Source organism: Acidovorax sp., from assembly GCF_046314175.1.
Taxonomy (GTDB): domain Bacteria; phylum Pseudomonadota; class Gammaproteobacteria; order Burkholderiales; family Burkholderiaceae_C; genus Acidovorax.
The window spans coordinates 1-22,517 of sequence record NZ_JBKBXG010000015.1 but is presented as its reverse complement, the minus strand read 5'-3'; the positions used below and the strand labels follow the sequence as shown (position 1 = coordinate 22,517).

General features: G+C 64.6%; 21 protein-coding genes. 13 read left to right on the top strand and 8 right to left on the bottom strand.

Features of this window, described 5'->3' with window-relative positions; all coding sequences use genetic code 11:
* Positions 1 to 9: 9 nt before the first annotated feature.
* The gene (gene ylqF / locus ACK4OE_RS06030; RefSeq protein WP_409883731.1) at positions 10 to 981 is read right to left on the bottom strand and encodes a ribosome biogenesis GTPase YlqF; all 972 of its coding nucleotides are present in this window, start codon (positions 979 to 981) and stop codon (positions 10 to 12) included.
* Between the two features lie 94 nt (positions 982 to 1,075).
* Between ylqF and ACK4OE_RS06025 the strand changes: the two genes are divergently transcribed.
* Positions 1,076 to 1,327, top strand: a complete 252-nt coding sequence (locus ACK4OE_RS06025) for a hypothetical protein (RefSeq protein ID WP_409883730.1) — start codon at positions 1,076 to 1,078, stop codon at positions 1,325 to 1,327.
* Positions 1,328 to 1,383: 56 nt separating this feature from the next.
* Positions 1,384 to 1,554, top strand: a complete 171-nt coding sequence (locus tag ACK4OE_RS06020) for an oxidoreductase-like domain-containing protein (RefSeq protein WP_409883804.1) — start codon at positions 1,384 to 1,386, stop codon at positions 1,552 to 1,554.
* A gap of 294 nt (positions 1,555 to 1,848) precedes the next feature.
* Here the strand turns inward: ACK4OE_RS06020 and gshA are convergent, their stop codons facing one another.
* On the bottom strand, positions 1,849 to 3,372 hold the full coding sequence (gene gshA, locus ACK4OE_RS06015) for a glutamate--cysteine ligase (RefSeq protein WP_409883729.1): 1,524 nt from the start codon (positions 3,370 to 3,372) through the stop codon (positions 1,849 to 1,851).
* Between the two features lie 73 nt (positions 3,373 to 3,445).
* Positions 3,446 to 4,354, bottom strand: a complete 909-nt coding sequence (locus tag ACK4OE_RS06010; RefSeq protein ID WP_409883728.1) for an SDR family oxidoreductase — start codon at positions 4,352 to 4,354, stop codon at positions 3,446 to 3,448.
* 330 nt (positions 4,355 to 4,684) lie between these two features.
* Between ACK4OE_RS06010 and ACK4OE_RS06005 the strand changes: the two genes are divergently transcribed.
* The 11 genes from ACK4OE_RS06005 to tolA all read left to right on the top strand — a co-directional run bounded on the left by ACK4OE_RS06005 (position 4,685) and on the right by tolA (position 12,785).
* Positions 4,685 to 4,966: a DUF427 domain-containing protein gene (locus ACK4OE_RS06005; protein ID WP_409883727.1), complete on the top strand. Its 282-nt coding sequence runs from the start codon at positions 4,685 to 4,687 to the stop codon at positions 4,964 to 4,966.
* Positions 4,967 to 5,520: 554 nt separating this feature from the next.
* Positions 5,521 to 6,159, top strand: a complete 639-nt coding sequence (locus tag ACK4OE_RS06000) for a DUF938 domain-containing protein (protein WP_409883726.1) — start codon at positions 5,521 to 5,523, stop codon at positions 6,157 to 6,159.
* A gap of 13 nt (positions 6,160 to 6,172) precedes the next feature.
* Positions 6,173 to 6,469: a 2Fe-2S iron-sulfur cluster-binding protein gene (locus tag ACK4OE_RS05995; RefSeq protein ID WP_409883725.1), complete on the top strand. Its 297-nt coding sequence runs from the start codon at positions 6,173 to 6,175 to the stop codon at positions 6,467 to 6,469.
* 267 nt (positions 6,470 to 6,736) lie between these two features.
* On the top strand, positions 6,737 to 7,858 hold the full coding sequence (ribBA, locus tag ACK4OE_RS05990) for a bifunctional 3,4-dihydroxy-2-butanone-4-phosphate synthase/GTP cyclohydrolase II (protein WP_409883724.1): 1,122 nt from the start codon (positions 6,737 to 6,739) through the stop codon (positions 7,856 to 7,858).
* A gap of 19 nt (positions 7,859 to 7,877) precedes the next feature.
* Positions 7,878 to 8,342, top strand: a complete 465-nt coding sequence (gene ribH, locus ACK4OE_RS05985; protein ID WP_409883723.1) for a 6,7-dimethyl-8-ribityllumazine synthase — start codon at positions 7,878 to 7,880, stop codon at positions 8,340 to 8,342.
* Positions 8,339 to 8,902: a transcription antitermination factor NusB gene (gene nusB, locus ACK4OE_RS05980; RefSeq protein ID WP_409883722.1), complete on the top strand. Its 564-nt coding sequence runs from the start codon at positions 8,339 to 8,341 to the stop codon at positions 8,900 to 8,902. Before ribH ends, nusB begins: the two co-directional genes overlap by 4 nt.
* Positions 8,903 to 9,008: 106 nt before the next feature.
* Positions 9,009 to 10,193, top strand: a complete 1,185-nt coding sequence (locus tag ACK4OE_RS05975) for a pyridoxal phosphate-dependent aminotransferase (protein WP_409883721.1) — start codon at positions 9,009 to 9,011, stop codon at positions 10,191 to 10,193.
* Positions 10,194 to 10,199: 6 nt separating this feature from the next.
* Positions 10,200 to 10,619 (top strand): tol-pal system-associated acyl-CoA thioesterase, encoded by a 420-nt coding sequence (gene ybgC / locus ACK4OE_RS05970; protein ID WP_409883720.1) that lies wholly within the window; start codon positions 10,200 to 10,202, stop codon positions 10,617 to 10,619.
* Positions 10,616 to 11,329, top strand: coding sequence for a protein TolQ (gene tolQ, locus ACK4OE_RS05965; protein WP_409883718.1), 714 nt, complete (start codon positions 10,616 to 10,618; stop codon positions 11,327 to 11,329). The genes ybgC and tolQ overlap by 4 nt, the downstream gene beginning before the upstream one ends.
* Positions 11,330 to 11,344: 15 nt before the next feature.
* Entirely contained in the window at positions 11,345 to 11,770 is a 426-nt protein-coding gene (locus tag ACK4OE_RS05960) for an ExbD/TolR family protein (RefSeq protein ID WP_409883715.1), read from the top strand.
* Between the two features lie 34 nt (positions 11,771 to 11,804).
* Positions 11,805 to 12,785, top strand: a complete 981-nt coding sequence (gene tolA / locus ACK4OE_RS05955; RefSeq protein ID WP_409883714.1) for a cell envelope integrity protein TolA — start codon at positions 11,805 to 11,807, stop codon at positions 12,783 to 12,785.
* Between the two features lie 261 nt (positions 12,786 to 13,046).
* Here tolA and ACK4OE_RS05950 read toward each other — a convergent pair whose 3' ends face one another.
* The 5 genes from ACK4OE_RS05950 to ACK4OE_RS05930 form a co-directional block, all read right to left on the bottom strand.
* The gene (locus ACK4OE_RS05950; protein WP_409883713.1) at positions 13,047 to 14,774 is read right to left on the bottom strand and encodes a diguanylate cyclase domain-containing protein; all 1,728 of its coding nucleotides are present in this window, start codon (positions 14,772 to 14,774) and stop codon (positions 13,047 to 13,049) included.
* A 267-nt stretch (positions 14,775 to 15,041) separates the two neighbouring features.
* Complete coding sequence (locus tag ACK4OE_RS05945) at positions 15,042 to 17,603, bottom strand: ankyrin repeat domain-containing protein (RefSeq protein WP_409883712.1); 2,562 nt, start codon at positions 17,601 to 17,603, stop codon at positions 15,042 to 15,044.
* Between the two features lie 188 nt (positions 17,604 to 17,791).
* Complete coding sequence (gene acnB, locus ACK4OE_RS05940) at positions 17,792 to 20,377, bottom strand: bifunctional aconitate hydratase 2/2-methylisocitrate dehydratase (protein ID WP_409883710.1); 2,586 nt, start codon at positions 20,375 to 20,377, stop codon at positions 17,792 to 17,794.
* A gap of 303 nt (positions 20,378 to 20,680) precedes the next feature.
* Positions 20,681 to 21,310, bottom strand: a complete 630-nt coding sequence (locus tag ACK4OE_RS05935) for a hypothetical protein (protein ID WP_409883708.1) — start codon at positions 21,308 to 21,310, stop codon at positions 20,681 to 20,683.
* Positions 21,311 to 21,348: 38 nt separating this feature from the next.
* Positions 21,349 to 22,446 carry an HpcH/HpaI aldolase/citrate lyase family protein gene (locus ACK4OE_RS05930; protein ID WP_409883707.1) on the bottom strand — a complete coding sequence of 366 codons (1,098 nt, stop codon included), beginning with the start codon at positions 22,444 to 22,446 and terminating at the stop codon, positions 21,349 to 21,351.
* Positions 22,447 to 22,517 lie beyond the last annotated feature (71 nt).

Here is a 22,517-nt window from a genome sequence, read left to right as displayed (position 1 = left end):
TTACAGCGATCAATCCTCTTCGCTGCCCGGCGCAGGCTCGCGCACACCAGACCCTTTTCCTTTGGACTTGGCACGCGCATCCTTCTTGGCCTGGCGCTTGGCGTCTTCGGCCAGGCCTGCAGCGCGCCAGGCTTCAAACTCGGTGGGCGTCTCCAGCGTCACGCGGCCCAGGATGGCGGTGCGAAAGTCGGTCATCACAATCTCGGCAGTCTTTTGCAGGTTGACCTTGCCGCCGCCCAGCATGGCGCCGCGTTTGCGGCCAATGGCTTCGAGCAGTTCTTCGTCGTGCATCTCGGCCACAGCGCCTGCAGGCAGGCCCAGCTTGTAGCGCGCCTCCAGCAAGGGCGCATAGTTTTTCTGCAGGCGGCGCAGCAGCTCCAGCGCCACCAGTTCCTCGTCATACGCGTTGCGGCCCACCGCGCCGCTGGCGGCCAGGTTGTAGCCACTCTCTGGCACCACAATGCGCGGCCACAGCATGCCGGGCGTGTCCCACAGGTAGAAGTCGTCGGCCAGCGTGATGCGCTGTTCCAGCTTGGTGATGCCCGCCTCGTCGCCGGTCTTGGCCTGGCGCTTGTTGCTGAGCGTGTTGATCAGCGTGGACTTGCCCACGTTGGGCACGCCGCAGATCAGCACGCGCATGGGCTTGGCCATGCCGCCCCGGTTGGGCGACAGCAGGTGGCAGGCGTCAATGAGCTTGCGCGTGGGGGCCGGGTCCGACGCATCCAGCGGCAATGCCCGCGTATCGCTCTGGGCGTTGTACCAGTCCACCCACAGCGGCGTGCGGTCGGCATCGGCCACGTCCTGCTTGTTGAGCACCTTGAGGGTGGGCTTGTGGCCCGTGATCTCGGCCAACAGCGGGTTGGCGCTGGAGCCGGGCAGGCGCGCGTCCAGCACCTCGATCACCACATCAATGTCCTTGATGCGTTCGGTGATGGCTTTACGGGTCAGGTGCATGTGACCGGGGAACCACTGGATGGCCATGCGGGGGTACTTTCTTATTGATTCAAAACGATCTAAGGGTGGCAAGGATAATCGCGGTCCCAACTTGCCCCGCGCCACGGCGTATTTGACCTCCATGCCAGCACCTCTCGACACCCCGCGCAAAGCCGCCGCCAGCAAGGCCGACAAGGAAGTGCTGTTCAAGAGCGTGACCTTGGCCCTCATCGGCCTGGTCATCTTGCTGGCGCCCTACGTCGCCCGCTCCACCAGCGTGCGCGATCTCATGAGCCAGGCGGCCCTGGTGGGCTGGTTCGCACTGGTGCTGGGCATTGCGTTTGGGGTGCAATACGGCATGCGCCGCGCCAAGGCCGGGCGCCCCAAGCCGTGACTTCCCTCACCATCACAGCCCCAGCCCGCGCTGTGGACGGCGCGACCGCGCAGCAGATGTTCCAGTCGCTGCAGCAACGCGCTGCAGACAGGGGCATTACGCTGCGCAACCCGCCGCCCGAGCCCACGACCTGCTGTGGGCGCGGATGCAATGGCTGCGTGTGGGAAGGTTTTCTGGACGCCGCCGAATATTGGCGGCAAGAGGCGCTGCTGCAGCTGCAGGGCTGAAATGAGCGCCTGAATACCTGACGGGATACCTATCTCAGATGGTTTTCACACCCTCTCCCCTGGTGGGAGAGGGCCGGGGAGAGGGGGTGAAACGGGTGCGGCGCAGGTGCAGCCCCCTCTCCCCAACCCTCTCCCGCAAGGGGAGAGGGGGTTCACCCCCAGCGCCGCAACTGTGCTCAGGCTGGCGTTCCCATCTGAGACGGGTACCTAACCAGGTCAAAATAGCCTCTAGCGCTTGATGGGCAAGCGCAAGCAGCTATCAAATCAGGAGTTTTCTGACGCCCGCGCGCCCCATCACCCAAGCTCTTTCACCGACATGTACTGCTCACGCCATTCTTCAAACGGCAGCGTGTCCGCCGCCTCAATCGCCTTTTGCGCGGCAATCGATTCGTCCGCCATGGCCAGGTAACGCGCCTGTTGCTCAGGCGTCCAAGGCAGACCCAGCAACGCGTCACGCGCATCGATGGACTGCTGGCGGGCAAACGACTCAAAGCCGCAGCCGTGTTGGCGGGTGATGCTATCGAGCACGCGGGCCGATGGTGTGCGATCAGGCGCGGCCATCAGCGCGCGGGCGTCGCGCAGTGCGGCGCTGTAGTCGTCGGTGCCATGGGTAGCATCCAGCGCAGCGGCCAAGGGCTCGCAGGCGGCCAGCACCTCGGCGCCCCATTCGGTCAGCAGCACGCTCTGGCCGTTGCGCGACAGGTGCAAACCGGGTTCGCGGCCCCGCTCAGCAGTGAGGTGCTGGTTCTGCTTGAGTTCATCAATCTCGGCCGGTGTGTCGGGCGGGCTGTCGGACAGCAGGCAGTGCAGCAAGAACACATCCAGCAGGCGCATGGTGGGCGCGGTGATGCCCACCGGCACGAACGGGTCCAGGTCCATCAGGCGCACTTCGACGTATTCGACACCACGCTCGCGCAGCGCGTGCAATGGGCGCTCGCCGGTGCGCACCGTGCGCTTGGGGCGGATGGTGCCGTAGAACTCGTTTTCGATCTGTAGCAGGCTGGTGCCCAGCTGGTTGTAGTCGCCGCCCGGGTTGCGCACGCCCACGGTTTCGTAGGCTGCGTACGGCTTGGTCAGCGCCTCGTGCAGCGAATTGGCGTAGCCCGTCAGGCCGTTGTAGCTCACGGCCAGCGTGGCCTGCGCGTCGCTCTGGTAGCCTAGGCGCCCCATGCGCAGCGACGTGGCGTGGGGCAGGTACAGCGCGCTGCCGCCTTCCATGGGCTGCAAGCGGTGCTCGCGGCCTTCTACAAAACAGGGGCACAGCGCGGGTGACGCGCCAAACAAGTACAGCAGCACAAACGCATGGCGGCGGAAGTTGCGGATCAACGAAAAATACTGCTCGCTGTCCACGCCCGGCAACGACCAGTTGTAGTGAATGCCCGAGATAGTCTGCATGCGGCGGCCGTAGCGGTGGCCCAGGCCCATGCGGTACACGCTCTTGGCGCGGCCGATGTTGGAGCCGCCATAGCGGCCAATCGGGATCGTCTCGTCGGTGGGCAGGCCGCATGGCATGCTGGATGCCCACAGCAGCTCGCCGCTGTCCTTCAGGGTGTGGTGCACGAACTGGTGCACCTCGGTCAGTTCATCGAGGCACTGCTGCACGCCCTTATGGGCGCCGGTGATCAGTTCCAGCTGCGACTCGCTGTAGTCGGTGGTGACCAGCGGGTGCGTAAGCGCCGAGCCCAGCGCCAGCGGATGGGGCGTAAGGGCCAGGCCGCCGGTGGGCAGCACGCGCAGCCCTTCCTTTTCGATGCCGCGGCGAATCCCTCCCAGGGCTTCCGCCGGGTAGGCGGCCAGTCTCTCGTGCAATTTGCTCATATCTTTGTACCGATCCATCTCTTCTGTCGGCCCGGAACTTAGCACGTAGCAGGCTGGCGCGCCCAGACGGGCGTCAAGCCCTTGCGGCCAAAGCGCGTCCAACCTCGTTGGTTCCTTGTGCGGCACCGCTTTGTGGTACCTGCTCGCCCGCGCGCTCCGTCACCTCGGCCAGGCGCGCTGCCAGCTGCTCGGGCACGTCAGCGCCAATGCCCAGATGAACACCCTGGGTCAGGGTGATATGGGCCGCTTCAAACGTGCCCGCACCTGCACACAGGATGGTGCGCGTGGGCGCGCTTTCGTGCGCCAGCACCAGCATGGCAGGCACCACGGCCTCGGGCTTCAGGGCATCGAGCACCTCTTGCGGCATCAGGCCTTCGGTCATGCGCGTGGCGGCCGTGGGGGCCAAGGCGTTGACGTGGATGTTGTACTTGGCGCCTTCAATCGCCAGGGTCTGCATCAGCCCCACCTGGGCCAGCTTGGCCGCGCCGTAGTTGCTTTGGCCGAAGTTGCCGTACAGGCCGGTGGACGACGTGGTCATCACGATGCGGCCGTATTGCTGCGCCACCATGTGCGGCCACACGGCCTTGCAGCAGTTGGCAGCGCCCATCAGGTGCACGTCCACCACCAGGCGGAAATCGTCCATGCTCATCTTGGCGAACGACTTGTCGCGCAGGATGCCCGCGTTGTTGACCAGCACATCCACCCGGCCCCAGGCATCGATGGCCTGCTGCACCATGGCCTCGACTGCGGCAAAGTCGGTGACGGATGCGCCGTTGGCCAGCGCCTCGCCGCCCGCAGCACGGATCTCATCGACCACGGCCTGCGCAGCACTCACGGTACCGCCGCTGCCGTCCACCGCGCCGCCCAGATCGTTGACAAGTACCTTGGCACCGCGTGCGGCCAAAGCCAGCGCATGCTGGCGGCCCAGACCACCGCCTGCGCCCGTCACGATGGCCACACGGCCTTTGAAATCAATACCCATGGTGAAGGTTCTCCTGTTGTCTGAATGACGAAGTGAAATGAAGCGAAAAAAGCCTGGCAATTGCTCAAAGGCATTGGCGCCGCGCGCTGCACTGTAAGCCACGCACCGGGGGACAGCCGGTTGCGCAGGCGACTGGATGCAGGGAGCCCAAGCCTGCCAAGCCCCACAGGTCACCACGTCCGCGTGCACACGCACAGCACATTGGGAATAATCTGCCTCGCGACACCTTTCCCGGGCACCGCCCCGCTGCGGCAGCCCATTACTCACAATTTCATAGCTATCAGCGGTTGTTCAACAAGCGCTAGCGGCCATTTTTACCAAGGATTTCCCATGAAAGCAGTCTGGAACGGCGTAGTGGTTGCGGAGAGCGATGACACCGTGGTGGTGGAAGGCAACCACTATTTCCCCGAAAGCGCACTCCACCGCGACTACTTCACCTTCAGCAACCACAAGACCACCTGCGCCTGGAAGGGCCAGGCCAGCTACCTGTCGCTGCTGGTCAACGGCGAGATGAACACCGACGCCGCCTGGTTTTATGCCGACCCCAAGCCCTCGGCCGAAGAAATCAAGGGCCGCGTCGCGTTCTGGAAGGGTGTGAAAGTCACGGCTTGAATGTCCGCCTACGGGTTATCCCTGCCAGCACTGGACAATCATGTGGATAAGTTTTGACAAGCCCTGTATGACGACTCCAAGTGCTTGATTTGTAAGGGAACACCCTGCACCGCCTATTTTTTAGGCAACACAGGAAACATTGGCGTCTGTTATCCCAGCTGGCACTGGACAAAGGTGTGGACAACCTTGGATAAGCCTTGTATGACATGTTTAAGTGATTGATTTACAAGGACTATCCTTGTGATGCACAAAAAACAGGCAGACTCGAAATCCAATTGAACTTTGCTGGCAGCCGCCTTCAGAAGGCCTCAAAACCGCTGGTTGTCCCTGCCCGCACTGGACAATCTTGTGGATAACTCTGAACAAGCCTTGTATGACAGTTTTAAGTCATTGATTTACAAGGAAACTTCTTGTACCGCCTAAAAAACAGGCAGTTCCACCGGATGGAGCGTCTGCGGTACAGTCCACGGCAGCGCACTTTGGATTGCTATAAACTTCATAGCTTATAGCGCTTATCAAACATGCGCTAGACGCCAAAAACACCCCAATTTTCCGTGTCCACTGCCTCACTCCAGCACAGCCCCGCCGCCGAACGCAACCAAGGCCCCATCCTGGCGCACCTTCTGGCCCTGCTGCCACGCATTGGCGCCGCGCTGGAGATTGCTAGTGGCACCGGCCAGCACGCCGCGCACTTTGCGGCCGCCCTGCCCGGCTGGACCTGGCAACCCACCGACCAGCACGCCACCCACTTTGGCTCGATCACCGGCTGGGTGGCACAGACCGGCGCCCGCAACGTGCGGGCGCCACAGCGGCTGGACGTGCTGCATGACCGCTGGCCCAGCGAGGGCACGGCGTTCGGCGCCGCGTCGTTTGACCTGATCTACTGCGCCAACATGCTGCACATCGCGCCCTGGGCCTGCTGCACGGGGCTGATGCAAGGCGCTGCGCAGCACCTGGCACCCGGCGGCTACCTCGTCACCTACGGCCCGTACCTGGAAGACGGCGTGCCCACCGCGCCCGGCAACCTGTCTTTCGACGCCAGTCTGCGCGCGCAGGACGCCAGCTGGGGCATCCGCCGCATCGAAGACGTGGCCGCCGTCGCTGCCCAGGCAGGTCTGCAACTGGCTGCGCGCCATGCAATGCCCGCCAACAACCTGCTGCTGGTGTGGACGCACGCAGCCCGCAACCCCTGACGAAACAAGCCCCATGAATACACCCACGGCCGCCCCCTTCTTCATCGCCAAGATCGAGCCTGATGGCCAGCAGTGCGACGCCTGGCCCGAGCAGCCCCTGCTGCTGTCGCTGGAGCAAGGCGGCATCGACTGGCCCAGCTCGTGCCGCAACGGCACCTGCCGCACCTGCATCGGCATGCTTGCCGAAGGCGAGGTGCGCTACGCCATCGAATGGCCAGGCCTCACCGCCGAAGAAAAGGCCGAGGGCTGCGTGCTGCCCTGCGTGGCCTACCCGACGTCGGATGTGGTGCTGCAGGGCGCGGCCATCTGAGCGGCGGCAAGCGCTGAGCACGTGTTTGCGGTCTCTGCAGGGCAAGACCTGCCGCGCTGGGCGTGCGTGAACTAAAATCGCGCCTTTGTTTCTGCAGTGGCTTGCTGACCAGCGGGCCCCTGTAACGCTGCGGCAGCGCCGCATCGCATGTTCTTTGGGCGGTTCTGGGGGTTCTTCGCTGGCAACACAGCCGGGGCCCCGACCACAGGGACCTGCGCTGCGCCGCACCGCTGACACGCAAGCGGCCCCAACGAAAGCCTTCATTTCATGACACCCCCCCTCACCCCCGTGCCGATCTCGCCTGTCGAGGACATCGTGGCCGAGATGCGCGCCGGGCGCATCGTCATCCTGGTGGATGAAGAAGACCGCGAAAACGAAGGCGATCTCGTCCTGGCCGCCGACCATGTAACGCCCGAGGCCATCAACTTCATGGCCCGCTTCGGCCGGGGGCTGATCTGCCTGACGCTCACCCGGGAGCGCTGCGAGTTCTTGAAGCTGCCCCCCATGGCGGCGCGCAACGGCACGGTGTACAGCACGGCTTTCACCGTGTCCATCGAGGCGGCTGAAGGCGTGACCACCGGTATCTCGGCCGCCGACCGTGCCCGCACCGTGCAGGTGGCGGTGGACCGTGGCAGCAAGCCCACCGACTTGGTGCAGCCCGGCCACATCTTTCCGCTGCAAGCGGTCGATGGTGGCGTGCTGATGCGTGCAGGCCATACGGAAGCCGGTTGCGACCTGGCCGCCATGGCGGGCTGCAGCCCCGCATCGGTGATCTGCGAGATCATGAAGGACGACGGCACCATGGCCCGCCTGCCTGATCTGCAGCTGTTTGCGGCAGAGCACGGCCTCAAGATCGGCACCATTGCCGACCTGATCGAGCACCGCAGCCGCAATGAGTCGCTGGTAGAGAAAGTCGGCCAGCGCACGATGCAGACCGCCTATGGCGAATTCACCGCCCACGCGTTCCGCGACAAGCCCAGCCAGGCCGTGCACCTGGCGCTGGTCAAGGGCCAGTGGAACGCCGACGACGTGGTGCCCGTGCGCGTGCACGAGCCGCTGTCGGTGTTCGACGCACTTGAAGTCAACCGCTCCATGCACTCGTGGGGCCTGGACACCAGCCTGCAGTACCTGACCAAACAGGGCAAGGGCGTGGCCGTGCTGCTGAATTGCGGCGAAACGGCAACGCAGTTGCTGGCCCAGTTTGAAGGCACGGCCCGCTCTGCCCAGGCGCCCGAACGTGGGCGTATGGACCTGCGCACCTACGGCGTCGGCGCACAAATTTTGCGTGAATGTGGCGTGCAGAAAATGGCCCTCATGGGCCAGCCGCGCCGCATGCCCAGCATGGCGGGCTACGGCCTCGAAATCACCGGTTTCATCCCCAAAGAATAAAGAGCAGGATCACATCACTATGTTTGGCGCAGACAAAGGCACCGCAGACCGCCTGGACGGCAAGAAACTGCACATTGGCATCGTACAGGCCCGCTTCAACGAGAGCATCACCAACACGCTAGCGGCTGCCTGCCGCGCAGAGCTGCTGGCGCTGGGCGTGCAAGAAAAAAACATCCAGCACGTGCTGGTGCCCGGTGCGCTGGAGGTGCCCGTGGCCCTGCAGGCCATGGCCGAAAGCGATGAGTTCGACGCGCTGATTGCGCTGGGCTGCATCATCCGTGGAGAGACCTACCACTTCGAGCTGGTGGCCAACGAATCCGGCGCGGGCGTCACGCGCCTGTCGCTGGACTACCAGATCCCTATTGCCAACGCCATCATCACCACCGAAAACGTCGAGCAGGCCATCGCCCGCCAGACCGAAAAAGGCACTGATGCCGCCCGCGTTGCGGTGGAAATGGCCAACCTGCTGGACGATCTGTCATGAGCGAAAACACCCCCACGCCGTCGTCCGCACGGCCTCCCAAGCAAGTGCGCACCGGACTCAAGAGCACGGGCGTGCGCAAGGCGGCGTCCAAGTCCAACCGCAGCCGCGCGCGCGAATTCGCGCTGCAGGCGCTGTACCAGCACCTGGTGGGCGGGAACGATGCGCACGCCATCGACGCGTTCACGCGCGACCTGGCGGGCTTTCACAAGGCCGACTCGGTGCACTACGACGCGCTCCTGCACGGCTGCATCAACACCGCCGCTGACCTGGATGCGCTGATCACCCCGCTGCTGGACCGCAAGATGGCCGAGATCTCGCCCATCGAGCACGCGGTGATGTGGATCGGCGTATACGAGTTCCTGCACTGCCTGGACGTGCCTTGGCGCGTGGTGCTCAACGAGTGCATCGAACTGGCCAAGGAGTTTGGCGGTACCGACGGCCACAAGTACGTGAACGCCGTGCTCAACGGCTTGGCCCCAAAGCTGCGCGCGGTCGAAGTAGCCGCCGACAAGGCCTCTGGCGTGTCGCCATCTACACCAGCGCCCACCGACGACGCCTGAGCGCACCGCCGAACGACCTCTGCGCGTGCAACCCGCCGCCACGCACCTAGCCTTCTCCCTTTTGGTTTTGAACCAACGCCCGACCCGCAACGGGCAGGACCTTCCCATGAAGTTTTCCACGCGCGCCAAGCGCATCGAACCGTTCTACGTGATGGAAGTGGCCAAGGCCGCGCAGGCCCTGGCCCGCGAGGTGGCGGGCACGCGTGAGCCGATGATCTTCTTGAACATCGGCGAGCCGGATTTCACGGCCCCGCCGCTGGTGCAGGAGGCCGCAGCCCGCGCCGTGCACAGCGGCACCACGCAATACACCAACGCGCTGGGCCTGGACGCCTTGCGCGAACGCATCAGCGGCTGGTACCAGAGCCGCTTTGGCGTGAACGTGCCTGCGCGCCGCATCGTGGTGACGGCGGGCGCATCGGCCGCGCTGCAGCTCGCGTGCTTGGCGCTCATTGAATCAGGCGACGAGATCCTGATGCCCGACCCGAGCTACCCCTGCAACCGCCACTTTGTGAGCGCCGCCGAGGGCAAGGCCGTGCTGCTGCCCACCACGGCGGCCGAGCGCTACCAGCTGAGCGCCGACAAGGTGCGCGCCGCCTGGGGCGAGAAGACGCGGGGCGTGTTGCTGGCATCGCCATCCAACCCCACGGGTACTTCGATTGCGCCCGATGAGCTGCGCCGCATCCACGACGTGGTGCGCGCGAAGGGCGGCATCACGATGATCGACGAGATCTACCTGGGCCTGTCGTACGAGGAAGAGTTTGGCCACACGGCGCTGGCCATCGACGACAACATCATCAGCATCAACAGCTTCAGCAAGTACTTCAACATGACCGGCTGGCGCCTGGGCTGGATGGTGGTGCCCGACGCCATGGTGCCGGTGGTCGAGCGCCTGGCGCAGAACCTGTTCATCTGTGCAAGCACCGTGTCGCAGCACGCGGCGCTGGCCTGCTTCGAACCCGAGAGCATTGCCGAGTACGAACGCCGCCGTGCAGAGTTCAAAGCGCGGCGCGACTTCTTCATCCCAGCGCTGCAGTCCATGGGCCTCACGGTGCCGGTGATGCCCGACGGCGCCTTCTACGCCTGGGCGGACTGCACGCAGGCCGCCGAGCGCCTGGGTGTCAGCGGTAGCTGGGACTTTGCGTTTGAGCTGATGCGCCGCGCGCACATCGCGGTGACGCCAGGGCGTGACTTTGGTACGGCGGAGCCCGAACGCTTCGTACGTTTTTCCACCGCCAACTCCATGGCGCAGCTGCAGGAGTCGGTGGCGCGGCTGCGCGGCGTGCTGGGGTAACGCGCGATGGCGTTCGAGTTCCCCATCCGCGTGTATTGGGAAGACACCGATGCGGGCGGCATCGTGTTTTATGCCAATTACCTCAAGTTCTTTGAACGGGCCCGCACCGAGTGGCTGCGGTCGCTGGGCGTGGGCCAGCAGCGATTGCGGGAACAAACCGGGGGCATGTTTGTCGTAACCGATGCCCAGTTGAGCTACCACCGCCCTGCACGGCTGGACGATGAACTGATTGTTACCGCCGCCCTGCAGGCCACGGGCCGCGCATCGTTGACAATAGTGCAGAGCGCGCTCCTGAAACCAGAGCAGATGAACGAACAAGCCCCGTTGTTGCTGAGCGAAGGCACCATCCGCATTGGATGGGTGGACGCTGCCACCCTGCGACCCGCAAGAATTCCGAACACCCTTCTGGAACAACTCACACCATGAACTCCCAAGACATGTCCATCATCAACCTGGTGCTGCAAGCCAGCTGGGTGGTGCAACTCGTCATGCTGTTGCTGCTGATCGTCTCGGTCGCCAGCTGGGCCGCCATCTTTCGCAAGCTGTTTGCCTTAAAGCGCGTGAAGACCCTGAACGACGACTTCGAGCGCGATTTCTGGTCGGGCACCAGCCTGAATGACCTGTTTGCCAGCGCGGCCCAGAACGCCAAGCAGGCAGGCCCCATGGAGCGCATTTTTGCCAGCGGCATGCGCGAGTACCAAAAGCTGCGCGAGCGCCGCATTGTGGACCCGGGCACTTTGCTCGACGGCGCACGCCGCGCCATGCGCGCCAGCTTTCAGCGCGAGATGGATGTGGTGGAGTCCAGCCTGTCGTTCCTGGCCTCGGTCGGTTCTGTATCGCCGTATGTGGGCCTGTTCGGCACGGTGTGGGGCATCATGCATGCGTTCACCGGCTTCGCAGGCATGGAGCAGGTGACCCTGGCCACCGTGGCCCCCGGCATTGCCGAGGCGCTGGTGGCCACCGCCCTGGGCCTGTTTGCCGCCATCCCGGCCGTGATTGCCTACAACCGCTTTGCCCGCGACATTGACCGCGTAGCAACTCACCAAGAGACCTTCATCGAAGAGTTCTCCAACATTCTGCAGCGCAACCTGGGCGCCCAGCCCGCACCCGCAGGCCCGTCGGCCTCCGGCCACTGAGCACGGAGGCGCCACATGCCCGCCATGGCATCCCGCGGCCGAGGCCGCCGCACCATCAACGAGATCAACATGGTGCCGTTCATCGACGTCATGCTGGTGCTGCTCATCATCTTCATGGTGACGGCGCCCATGCTGACGCCCGGCGTGATTGACGTGCCCAGCGTGGGCAAGGGCAAGAACATGCCCAAGGTGGTGGCGCAGGTGATCGTCAACAAGGACGGCTCGCTGCAGTTCAAAACGCCTGAAGCTACGCGCAGCGTGACCCAGCGGGAGATTGGCGATGCCGCCAGCCGCTGGCAGAAAAGCCAGGGCGATGCCAATAGCGCGGTGGTCATCAGCGCCGACAAGGGCGTGCAGTATGAAAACGTGGTGAAGGCCATGGACGCCCTGCAAAAGGCCGGCGTGCAGCGCGTAGGCCTGTCTGTCAAACAAGGCGGCTGATCCGCTCCGCTCACCTCGCCTTTTTTCACACTCCATGCACGCCCAAGACGACCGCGACCAGTTTGCTCCGCCCAGCCCCCCGGCACGCCTGCGCGCCATCGCGCTGGCGGTGCTGGTGCATGGGGTGCTGATCGGCGCGCTGACGTGGGGCGTGAACTGGAAGAGCAGTTCCGACCAACCCGCCGTAGAGGCAGAACTGTGGGCCGCCGTGCCCCAGCAAGCTGCGCCGCGTGCGGTGGAGCCTCCACCACCTCCACCGCCGCCGCCCACACCGGAGGTCAAAACACCCACACCGCCGCCCCCACCGCCACCCCGCGCGGTAGAACCGCCCGACACGCGCGAAGCCGACATCGCCATCGAGCGCGAAAAGAAGCGCCTGGAGCAGGAGAAAAAAGCGCGCGAACAGCAGGCAGAGCGTGACAAGCGTGATCGCGAACGCAAGGAAGACGAGCGCCGGGACCGCTTGGAGCAGGAAAAGAAGGAACGCCTGCAAAAGGACAAAGAGCGGGAAAAAGAAAAGGAACTGCGCGATAAACAGCTGGCTGAACAGAAAAAAGCCGAGCAGGAAAAGCAAAAGAAGCTGGCAGAAGACAAACGCAAGGCGGAGGAAGCCGCCAAGCGCAAGGCCGAGGCCGAAGAAAAACAGCTCGCAAAGCAGCGTGAAGAAAACATTCGCCGCAACCTCGGCTTGGCAAGTGCCACCGGCGGCGAGACAGCCACGGGTACGGCCCTGCGCAGTGCGGGCCCGTCGGGCACCTACGGCGGCAAGGTGGCAGCCAAGGTCAAGCCCAACATCGTGTATCCCGACATGCTGTCGGGCAACCCGCGCGCCGAGGTGGAGGTGCGCCTGTCGCCAGACGGCACCATTGTGGGCAAGCGCCTGGTGCAGTCGAGCGGCAACAAGGCCTGGGACGATGCCGTGCTGCGCGCGCTGGACAAGACCGAGACCCTGCCCCGCGATACGGATGGACGCGTGCCGTCATCGCTGACCATTGGATTCCGTCCGCAGGACTGAGCAAGGCCAAGGCTGGCGGCGTCGGCCTCATCACTCGGAATTTTTAAGCCCAAATGACCTCTAGCGCTTATCCAATAAGCGCTAGCAGCTATCATTTTTATACTAATTGGCTGTGATTTGGCTGTAAGCGCCACTGCGTCTTGTGCCAAAGCGCTAACGCTCCAAGGCCCTGCGCGCTTTTCGGCACTTTTCAGTGCTGCAAGTTGCTATCAAGCGCTGTCAGGTGGTGTAGTGAGCCGATCAGCGCGCATGGGAACACGCTCAGGATGCGCCCCCCAGGCCCTGCACAAATTCCGCCGGGTTCATCACCCGGTCGGGGTACAGACACACACGGTTGCTGCCGGCTTCCTTGGCCACATACATGGCCGAATCCGCATTGCGCCGCAGCTCGGCGTCGCCGCTGCCATGCATTGGGTACAGTGCGACGCCCACGCTGGCTGACACTTGCACCACCCGCCCGTCCAGATCAAAAGGCCGTGACAACGCCTCTCGGATCTTCTCTGCCACCAGCAGCGCATCGTGTTCCGCGCCCACAGTCGGCAACAACACCACGAACTCGTCGCCACCGATTCGGGCCACGGTATCGGACGCGCGCATGACACCGAGCAGGCGTTCAGCCACGGCCTTGAGCAGGGTGTCGCCCACCGTGTGGCCATGTTGATCGTTCACAGGCTTGAACTGGTCGAGATCCAGAAACATCACGGCCAGCATGCGGGCTTCGCGGTGAGCAGCCGCCATGGCCAGGCGCAAGCGGTCTTCCAGCAGGGTGCGGTTGGGCAGATCGGTGAGGGGGTCGTGCTGCGCCATGTGTTCAATGCGCTGTTCGGTGCGGCGCCGGTCGCTGATGTCACGCGACACCCCCAGGATGCCCACAAACTCCCCATTGGCGCCATAGATGCCCGCGGTGGACACCTCGGTCCAGACCGATCCGCCGTTTTTGCAGGGATGTTCCAGCTCGTTTCGCTGCTCGGGGAACCGCTCTCCACGCTTGACTGCGCCGATCCCTGCCCGGAGCAGGTTGCTCGCCAATGCTGCCGAGCTGGGGGCAAGGGCTTCACCCATCGTCTGTGCCATCACCTCTGCCACGGTGTAGCCCCGCAGCTTTTCGACCGAGGGGCTGACATAGGTGCAACGGCCTTGCAGGTCGATGGTCCAGATCACATCGCTGGCATGGTCGGCCAGCAGGCGGTGGCGCTCCTCGCTCACGCGCAGCGCGTCCTGGGCCCGTGCCCGCTCGATGGCAATGGCCGCGAGCTTGGACATCTCCTCGATCAGCACGATGTCCGACTCCCCCGGTGCCTGCGGCCAGCGGTGGTAAATGGCAAACGTCCCCAGCACCTGGCCGGAAGGGGAACGGATGGGTTCTGACCAGCACGAAGCCAGCCCCGCCTGCGCCGCGAGATCCCGAAAGTCCACCCAGTAGGGGTGAGTCTGAATGTCCTGCACCACGACCCGCTCGCCCGTGCTGGCCGCTGTGCCGCATGACCCGCGCGCCGGGCCAATGGCCGCGCCGTGGATGGCGGCGTTGAAGGAGTCAGGCAGGCTGGGCGCCGCGCCTGTCAGCAGGCACTGCTGCTGGGAGTCGAGCAGCAAAATGCTGCAAAGCATCTCGGGGTTGCCCGCCTCCACGCCGCGCACCATTTCGTGCAGCAGAGTCGGCAGCGGCGAGTCCTGCGCCAACAGCCCCAGAATGCGGCTACGCACCTGCTCGCGCTGCGCACGCCGGTCACTATCAGCCAGCACCCGCACGAGGCGCCGATTGGTGCGAACGGCATACCACGCGATGCCCGCACCCAAAAGCGCCAGTACTACGACGATGACAAGACTGCTGAGGCTGACCAACGCATCGTTCTGATGGCTCCACAGGCCTGCGGGAGGCACTGTCTGCGCCTGCGCCTGCGCCGACAGCAACAGCGCAAGGGCAAGCCCGAAGGGCCGTACCCGCACGGCCATTAGCACCAGCTTTGCACAGCGGAGCATTGACTGCATGTTTTGCACAACACCTACACAGACACCATGAGCGATTACTCCAGGTCAGGGGGCGCAGCGGGCGAACAGCCCCAGACACCCTTTGTTACCGATTCACCTTATCACGCCACCGGGCAAGGCGCCATTCGAAAATGACAAGGATGCCGCAGGCGGTTACCAGCAGAACTTCCGAGGATTGGTGAATGTGTCGGCTATGGGCAGTGCGATTGGCAGCGGCGTGAGATGCCGAGACTGGCGGAGCGCTGTCGCCGACCATGGATGGACGCTTCAGCGCGCCCGTTCCCCAAGCCAGCGTTCCGCATTGAGCTGTTGCTTGAATCGCGCCCAGTCCAGCGCGGTGTTGCCGTGGGCGTCCTTGCGCGCGAGGTCAACGCCACGGGCCTCGAACCATTGCAGCGCCTCCACCCTGCCCCTGCCAGCCGCCAGCATGGCGGGCGTCTCGCCACGGCTGGCGAGGGCCGGCTCGTCAACGGCCTGGCCTTGCGCGGCCAGCCAGTCAAGGCACGGAACACAGCCGCTTTGCGCAGCCATGTGCAGGGGGCCCCAGTCCCAGCGGTTGCGCGCTGACAGGCTGGCCCCGGCCTGCACCAGGCGCCGGGCTGCTTCCAGGTTGCCGCCATAGAAGGCACGCAGCAGCGCGGTGTCGCCCCGCTCGCTGTCCTTCTGGGTCTGGCGCAGGTCGGGCTTGGCGCCAGCGGCCAACAAGGCCTCGATGTGCTCCAACTGGCCCCGGTGCGCCGCCAGCATGAGCACGCTGGAGCCGTTGGGCGCGAGCAGGTTGGGGTTGGCGCCGGCGGCCAGCGCGGCGCGCAGGGCTGCGGCGTCGCCGGCGTTCTGGGCATCGAGCAGGCGGCCATCCACGGCGGAATACGACACGGCGGGAGCAGCCGTCTCGCCCGCCGAAGTGCGGTGCCTGGTGCCAGCCACCTCGGGCCCCACGACCCACCAGACCACCAGGGCCAGCACCAGCAGCGCGCCCCAGGCGGGGCGGGAGTGCTGGACCCGCTTGGGCCGCTGCATGCCGGCGGCACAGCGGCCGCGCCGGTGCCCCCAGGCCTGCGCGAGTGATTGGCCCAGGGCCGTGGCCGCCGCCTCGCCGCCCAGACCGGGGGTCAGCCGCACCAGCGTATCGCCTGCCCCGCGTGCGTAGACGGCGTGGTAGCGGTGTTCGCTGGCACCGCTGCCCGCGGTGTAGAGCAGCTTGTGGGCCAGATTGCGGCTGGCATCGCCGGGCACGGTGTCGGCGCGCGACCAGAGCCAGGAGTGGCGGCGTGCGGTGATGCCCCCGTCCTGCACGGTCAAGGTCCAGCGGCGGGTGGCGGCATGCAGGGCAAAGGCAGCCAGGCCGATCCAGGCGCCAGCCGGGAACAATCCACGGGGCAGCACCAGCCCCTGTGCGCCCAGGCGCCCGTTGATGGCTGCCTCCAGCACCAGCCCGGCCAGCACCAGGGCGGCGGCCCAGCGCCAGCCGCTCTGGCTGAATCCGTAGTACCAGGCCTCTGGGGTCTCCTGCAGCGTGACCGCAGGGGACAAAGGCAGGGGGGCATCATTTGCTTCTTCGGCCTCGCTCAGCGGCGCGATGGGCACCACCTGGCTCCAGGCGGCGCGCCGGTCAAAGCGGTCGGGCAGTTCATCGTCGCCACCACCACCGAAGCTGCGCGGCGCGGCCTGCACGGGCAGGTCGTAAGCCAGCTCCACCGAGCCGTCTGGCCCGTGCAGCAGCTCCAGCCGCCAGTCCACGCGCTCGCCAGAGCGCTGGCTGCCGTGGGGTGGCGCGTCGGCTGGCAGATCGAAGCGCGCGACCAGCCGCAGCCCGCCATCGGCCGTGCGCTGCATGCGCGCCGCTTCGGTGAAGGACTCCACACAGCGCTCGGGCGAGCCCGAGCTTGACTCGTCCACCCGGTACTGGGCCAGGCGCAGTTGCGGGCGGTTCTCTTGCTGGTGGGCGGCAGCGCGCTCGGTCAGCAGCAGTGTCAGTTCCACCGGGTGGCCTGCGCGTGGCTGGGCTGGCAGCGCCGTGAGCGCCGCGCCCGCATAGCGCCAGGCCCGGCGCGTCTGGTGCAGAGACAGGCCGATCAGGCCCACCCCCACCATGACGAAGATGGAGATGAAGGCCTTGGCAAACCAGGGCGCGCCGTTGCTGGTCCACAGCATGGCGGCCATGGGGAAGGCAATGCCGCACCAAAAGACCGTGAAGAACCAGGTGGCACCCGCCGACTGGCTGGCGGAGGCCTTTTGCAGGGGCTTGGGCGAAGCGCCCAGCTTGGCCTCCTCCTTCGTGCTACCCCCGCCCAACAGGATGTGCAGGAAGAACCAGGCCGCCACCAGCCCCACGCCGGTGAAGACCAAGGCAAAGGGCACGCGGAACATCTGCAGCCCCCAGCGGATGGAGGGGTCGATGAGGGCCTGCGAGGGCGCCTGCGGGTTGACCATGATGGTGATGGACTGCCCACGGGACTGTGCGCTTTGCAGCAGCCCGTGCCAGTGCTGATGCCAGTCGCCGATGTTGTCTGCACCGGCACCGGGGTCGAGCCCCACCCGCGTGCCCTCGTACTGCCGGCCCGCGAATTCGTAGCGGTAGCGGGCGTGCACCCGGTAGGTGGTGCTGTCGCTGGAGGTGTGGCGCTTGAGCTCGGTGCCCAGCACCTCGGCCGCCACGGGCTGCCAACTGCGCACCTGCAGCGCCGCCTGGAGCGTCTGCGCCAGGGGCTGGAGCCCCGCAAAATAGCCGCCCAGACCAAAGGCCGCTGCGAAGAGCCCGCTGAACAACAGCATCCCCAGGCGCTTGCCCAGGGTGTCTATCTTTTCGGGTTTGTTTTCTCTTGCCATGGATGTCCCTCCATTTCTTTTTGTTGTTATGGGCGTAGCGTGCAACCCAACAATGACATTTGCATGACAAAAAAATGGCTCATGCATTGCGAATACGTGACATGCAGAATACGCAAGGCCATGAAAAAAGCGGCTCCGAGGAGCCGCTTTTTAGTGGGGGACCGATCAACGATCCTCCAGAAAGCCTATCAGGCTGTGACGCCGTCTGCCACTTCCTTGAACTCGGCGATCTGGTCAAAGTTCATGTACTTGTAGATCTTGTCGCCGTTCTGGTTGATGACACCGATGTCCGCCAGATACTCTTCCTTGGAAGGAATGCGGCCCAGCTTGGAGCAGATGGCCGACAGCTCGGCCGAGCCCAGGTACACGTTGGTGTTCTTGCCCAGGCGGTTGGGGAAGTTGCGCGTGCTGGTAGACATCACGGTTGCGCCTTCCTTGACCTGCGCCTGGTTGCCCATGCACAGCGAGCAGCCCGGCATTTCCATGCGGGCGCCGGCCGCGCCGAACACACCATAGTGGCCTTCTTCGGTGAGCTGCTGGGCGTCCATCTTGGTGGGTGGGGCCATCCACAGCTTGACCGGGATGTCCTTTTTGCCTTCGAGCAGCTTGGACGCCGCGCGGAAGTGGCCGATGTTGGTCATGCACGAGCCGATGAACACTTCGTCGATCGCAGCGCCGGCCACGTCCGACAGCGTCTTGGCGTCATCAGGGTCGTTGGGGCAGCAGACGATGGGTTCGGTGATCTCGGACAGATCGATCTCAATCACGGCGGCGTACTCGGCGTCTTCATCCGGTGCCAGCAGCTGGGGGTTGGCCAGCCAGGCTTCCATGGCCTTGATACGGCGGCCAATGGTGCGGGGGTCGGCATAGCCCTGGGCGATCATGTTCTTGAGCAGCACGATGTTCGAGTTGATGTACTCGATCACGGGTTCCTTGTTCAGGCGCACCGTGCAGCCAGCGGCTGAACGCTCGGCCGACGCGTCGGACAGCTCGAACGCCTGTTCGACCTTCATGTCCGGCAAACCTTCAATCTCAAGGATGCGGCCCGAGAAGATGTTGACCTTGCCTTGCTTGGCCACGGTGAGGTGGCCCGCCTTGATGGCGTACAGCGGAATCGCGTGCACCAGGTCGCGCAGGGTGACGCCAGGCTGCATCTGGCCCTTGAAACGCACCAGCACCGATTCAGGCATGTCCAGGGGCATCACGCCCGTGGCGGCAGCAAACGCCACCAGGCCGGAGCCCGCGGGGAAGCTGATGCCGATGGGGAAGCGGGTGTGCGAGTCGCCGCCGGTACCCACGGTGTCGGGCAGCAGCATGCGGTTGAGCCAGCTGTGGATGATGCCGTCGCCGGGCTTGAGCGAAATGCCGCCGCGCGTGCTGATGAAGTCGGGCAGCTCGTGGTGCATCTTCACGTCCACGGGCTTGGGGTAAGCCGCCGTGTGGCAGAAGGACTGCATCACCAAGTCGGAGCTGAAGCCCAGGCAGGCCAGGTCCTTGAGTTCGTCGCGGGTCATGGGGCCGGTGGTGTCCTGCGAGCCGACCGAGGTCATGCGGGGTTCGCAGTACGTGCCAGGCACCACGCCTGTGCCCTCTGGCAGGCCGCAGGCGCGGCCCACCATCTTTTGCGCCAGCGTGAAACCCTTGCCAGTGGCAGCGGGTACCTGGGGCAGGCGGAACAGTGTGGATGGGGGCAGCCCCAGTGCTTCGCGGGCCTTGGTCGTCAGGCCGCGGCCGATGATCAGCGGAATGCGGCCGCCGGCGCGCACTTCGTCAAACAGCACTTCGCTCTTGACTTCGAATTCGGCAATCACATTGCCATCCTTGAGCGCCTTGCCCGCGTACGGCAGCAGTTCAATCTCGTCGCCCATGTTCATCTGGCTCACGTCCAGTTCGATAGGCAGTGCACCAGCGTCTTCCATGGTGTTGTAGAAGATGGGAGCAATCTTGCTGCCCAGGCAGACACCGCCGAAGCGCTTGTTGGGCACGAACGGGATGTCTTCGCCCGTGAACCACAGCACGCTGTTGGTGGCCGACTTGCGGCTCGAACCCGTGCCCACCACGTCGCCCACGTAGGCCACGAGGTTGCCACGCGCACGCAGGTCTTCGATGAACTTCACCGGGCCACGCTTGCCGTCTTCTTCAGGGGTAATGCCGTCGCGCTTGTTCTTGAGCATGGCCAGCGCGTGCAGCGGGATGTCGGGGCGACTCCAGGCGTCTGGGGCGGGCGACAGGTCATCGGTGTTGGTCTCACCAGTGACCTTGAGCACCGTGAGCTTGATGCTCTGCGGCACTTCGGGACGGCTGGTAAACCACTCGGCATCGGCCCAGCTTTGCAGCACGGCCTTGGCGAAGGTGTTGCCCTTGTCGGCCTTTTCCTTGACGTCATGGAACTGGTCGAACATCAGCAGCGTCTTCTTGAGCGCTTCGGCGGCGACGGAGGCCACAGCCGCGTCGTCCAGCAAGTCGATCAGGGGCGTCAGGTTGTAGCCACCCAGCATGGTGCCGAGCAACTGCGTGGCGCGCTCGCGGCCGATCAGTGTGCAGACCTCGGTACCGTGCGCCACGGCGGCCAGGTAGCTGGCCTTGACCTTGGCAGCGTCGTCCACACCAGCGGGCACGCGGTGCGTGATCAGGTCCACCAGCATGGCTTCTTCGCCGGCAGGGGGATTCTTGAGCAGCTCGATGAGCTCGCCCGTTTGCTTAGCGCTCAAAGGCAGGGGTGGGATGCCCAGAGCGGCACGCTCTGCCACATGGTCACGGTAGGCTTTCAACATCATTTTTCTCCGGTTGCGTTCTAAAGTGGGGCGGTGTGCAGTGGCACCTTTGGCACAAAGGCCTTAGGGCCTAGTGTCCCGAGTTGGAAGTTCGTTGAGTAAAGAAATCTGCCGAAATCGCTGTCAAGCTAGGCGCAAAGCGGAGACATGCCGGGCGGCATGGCGAGTATTTGCAACGACGCATGGCGGGGATTGTCGGTAGATTTATTCAGCGAATTTCCAACTTGGGGCACTAGCAGCACAGGGCATTTATTCGTTGTTCCTGGGGCAGGGCTTGTGTTTCTGAACCCGCCGCAGTGGCGACTACTTGAGGGGTTCCAGCACGCTCACAGGTGGGTTCTTCTTGATGGCTTCAGCCACCAGCATTTGCTGCGGGCTCATGCACTCGTCAGCCAGCCGCTGACCGAGCTTCTGGTTCATCAGCATGGATTTATTGCCGATCTGCAGCCAGACGGCGCCGCCCTTTTGGTCTTCCAGGCGCACCGTGCCGGTCGTGGTGGCCACGGGCGACATGTGGTACTTGAAACCCTTGCCCTCAATGTGGAAGAGCCCTGGGGTCGCAGTGTCCGCCGTCACCGTCACGAAAGCGCCCAGCTCGCAGGGGATTCGGCCGACGTGCACACGTTCGGCAATCTCCAGCTCGGCGGGCGAGAGTGCGGCCTCGGCAGCAATGATGCCCGCAGCGACCTGACCGGTTGCGCTTTTGAGCTGGGTGCGGCTGCTGGTGGGGTCAGCCTTGGCTGTCTCGGCCTTTTTGGTGGTTTTAGTGGTTTTAGTGGTTGTTTTGGCTGCAGCGGCCTTGTCGGTGGACTTGGCTGCGGGCTTGGGTGCCGCTTTGGCGGCGGGCTTGGTCTCAGCCTTGGATGCAGGCGCTTGCGCCAGGACGAGGGCTGGGGCCAGCAGCATCAGGGCAGAGGCGATGAAGGATTTCATGAAAAAAGAGTCCTGCGTGGCGAAGTACTGAGAAAGGTTCAGGAACAAAGAACCCCGGAAGACGGTGCGTCAAACCAATGGCGCGCCGGCAAAGGAAGTGCGCGCCCGGTGCTGTGGGCGCGCTCCAGCACCTGCCAATAAAAGCGGTAGCTGGCTCGGTCATGCAGCTTGCCCCCAAAACTGATTGGAGCCCAATCAGCGTTTGCGGCAGCAGCTATTATTTTTGAAGCAATATCAATGTCATCCTGCCGCGGCGCAAACGCCTGCAGGATGGGGCGAATCTGTGCAGGATGGATGCTCCACATGCGTGTGTAGCCCAGTTCCTGCGATGCGCGGGTAGCCGCAGCCTGCATGGCAGTTGTGTCATTGAACTCGGTGACCACGCAGTGCGATGGCACCTTGCCATGGGCATGACAGGCGGCGGCGATCTCCAACTTGGCGCGCACGACCAGCGGGTGTTCGAACTGGCCACGTGAACTCATGCCATGCACGGGAATGGCACCGCCGTGCGCCGACACGAAGTCCATCAGGCCAAAGCTCAGGCTTTGCACGCGGGGGTGCGCAGCAATCTCGAATGAACGGTGCACCGCTGCTGGGGATTCGATCAATACATGGATGGGCAACTGGGCGGCAGAGGCGAGTTCCAGTGCACGCTCTGCCTGCAGCACATCGTCCACCGACTCCACCTTGGGCACCATGAGGTGACACAGCCTGTGGCCAGCCTCGCCCGCAATCGTGGCGACATCGTTGGCGAACGACGGGTGGCCTACCGCATGAACGCGCGCAGCGACACGGGCATCGGGCGCTGCGTTCAAGGCCAGGGCCGCCACCAAAAGGGCGTGGTTTTTTTCGAGCCCCACGGGCGCGCCGTCTTCACAGTCGAGGGTGACATCAAAAACGCAAGTGCCGAACTCTTGCGTCATTTCGGCCTGCAACTGCAGGCTCTTGCGCATGCGTGCTTCCACGCCGCTGTAGTGGTCGCAGACTGGCAGAAAGCCGGTCTGCGCCTGGGCACCCAGCAGCACATCGCGGGGATGCGGTGCTGGAGCCGACGATGAATGGGGTGGCGCAGCGCCCTGCCCCTGTGCGGGGACCCGGGCGGCCCGAAGGCCCGATGCCTGTGGCGTCGGCTGCATGGCGCTCACCTGGTTTACAGCAGGTGCTTGACGCCGTCTTGCTCGCCTTGCAGCTCAGCCAGCGTGATGTT

Bases quoted from the DNA above. Each gene is read 5' to 3' on its own strand.
- ACK4OE_RS05960 (WP_409883715.1), top strand. From the start codon at position 11,345: ATGCCCGCCATGGCATCCCGCGGCCGAGGCCGCCGCACCATCAACGAG.
- acnB (WP_409883710.1), bottom strand. From the start codon at position 20,377: ATGTTGAAAGCCTACCGTGACCATGTGGCAGAGCGTGCCGCTCTGGGC.
- nusB (WP_409883722.1), top strand. From the start codon at position 8,339: ATGAGCGAAAACACCCCCACGCCGTCGTCCGCACGGCCTCCCAAGCAA.
- ACK4OE_RS06005 (WP_409883727.1), top strand. From the start codon at position 4,685: ATGAAAGCAGTCTGGAACGGCGTAGTGGTTGCGGAGAGCGATGACACC.
- ribH (WP_409883723.1), top strand. From the start codon at position 7,878: ATGTTTGGCGCAGACAAAGGCACCGCAGACCGCCTGGACGGCAAGAAA.
- gshA (WP_409883729.1), bottom strand. From the start codon at position 3,372: ATGAGCAAATTGCACGAGAGACTGGCCGCCTACCCGGCGGAAGCCCTG.
- ACK4OE_RS06010 (WP_409883728.1), bottom strand. From the start codon at position 4,354: ATGGGTATTGATTTCAAAGGCCGTGTGGCCATCGTGACGGGCGCAGGC.
- ACK4OE_RS05995 (WP_409883725.1), top strand. From the start codon at position 6,173: ATGAATACACCCACGGCCGCCCCCTTCTTCATCGCCAAGATCGAGCCT.
- ACK4OE_RS06020 (WP_409883804.1), top strand. From the start codon at position 1,384: ATGTTCCAGTCGCTGCAGCAACGCGCTGCAGACAGGGGCATTACGCTG.
- ylqF (WP_409883731.1), bottom strand. From the start codon at position 981: ATGGCCATCCAGTGGTTCCCCGGTCACATGCACCTGACCCGTAAAGCC.
- ACK4OE_RS05935 (WP_409883708.1), bottom strand. From the start codon at position 21,310: ATGAAATCCTTCATCGCCTCTGCCCTGATGCTGCTGGCCCCAGCCCTC.
- ribBA (WP_409883724.1), top strand. From the start codon at position 6,737: ATGACACCCCCCCTCACCCCCGTGCCGATCTCGCCTGTCGAGGACATC.
- tolQ (WP_409883718.1), top strand. From the start codon at position 10,616: ATGAACTCCCAAGACATGTCCATCATCAACCTGGTGCTGCAAGCCAGC.
- ybgC (WP_409883720.1), top strand. From the start codon at position 10,200: ATGGCGTTCGAGTTCCCCATCCGCGTGTATTGGGAAGACACCGATGCG.
- ACK4OE_RS05945 (WP_409883712.1), bottom strand. From the start codon at position 17,603: ATGGCAAGAGAAAACAAACCCGAAAAGATAGACACCCTGGGCAAGCGC.
- ACK4OE_RS05950 (WP_409883713.1), bottom strand. From the start codon at position 14,774: ATGCAGTCAATGCTCCGCTGTGCAAAGCTGGTGCTAATGGCCGTGCGG.
- ACK4OE_RS05930 (WP_409883707.1), bottom strand. From the start codon at position 22,446: ATGCAGCCGACGCCACAGGCATCGGGCCTTCGGGCCGCCCGGGTCCCC.
- ACK4OE_RS05975 (WP_409883721.1), top strand. From the start codon at position 9,009: ATGAAGTTTTCCACGCGCGCCAAGCGCATCGAACCGTTCTACGTGATG.
- tolA (WP_409883714.1), top strand. From the start codon at position 11,805: ATGCACGCCCAAGACGACCGCGACCAGTTTGCTCCGCCCAGCCCCCCG.
- ACK4OE_RS06025 (WP_409883730.1), top strand. From the start codon at position 1,076: ATGCCAGCACCTCTCGACACCCCGCGCAAAGCCGCCGCCAGCAAGGCC.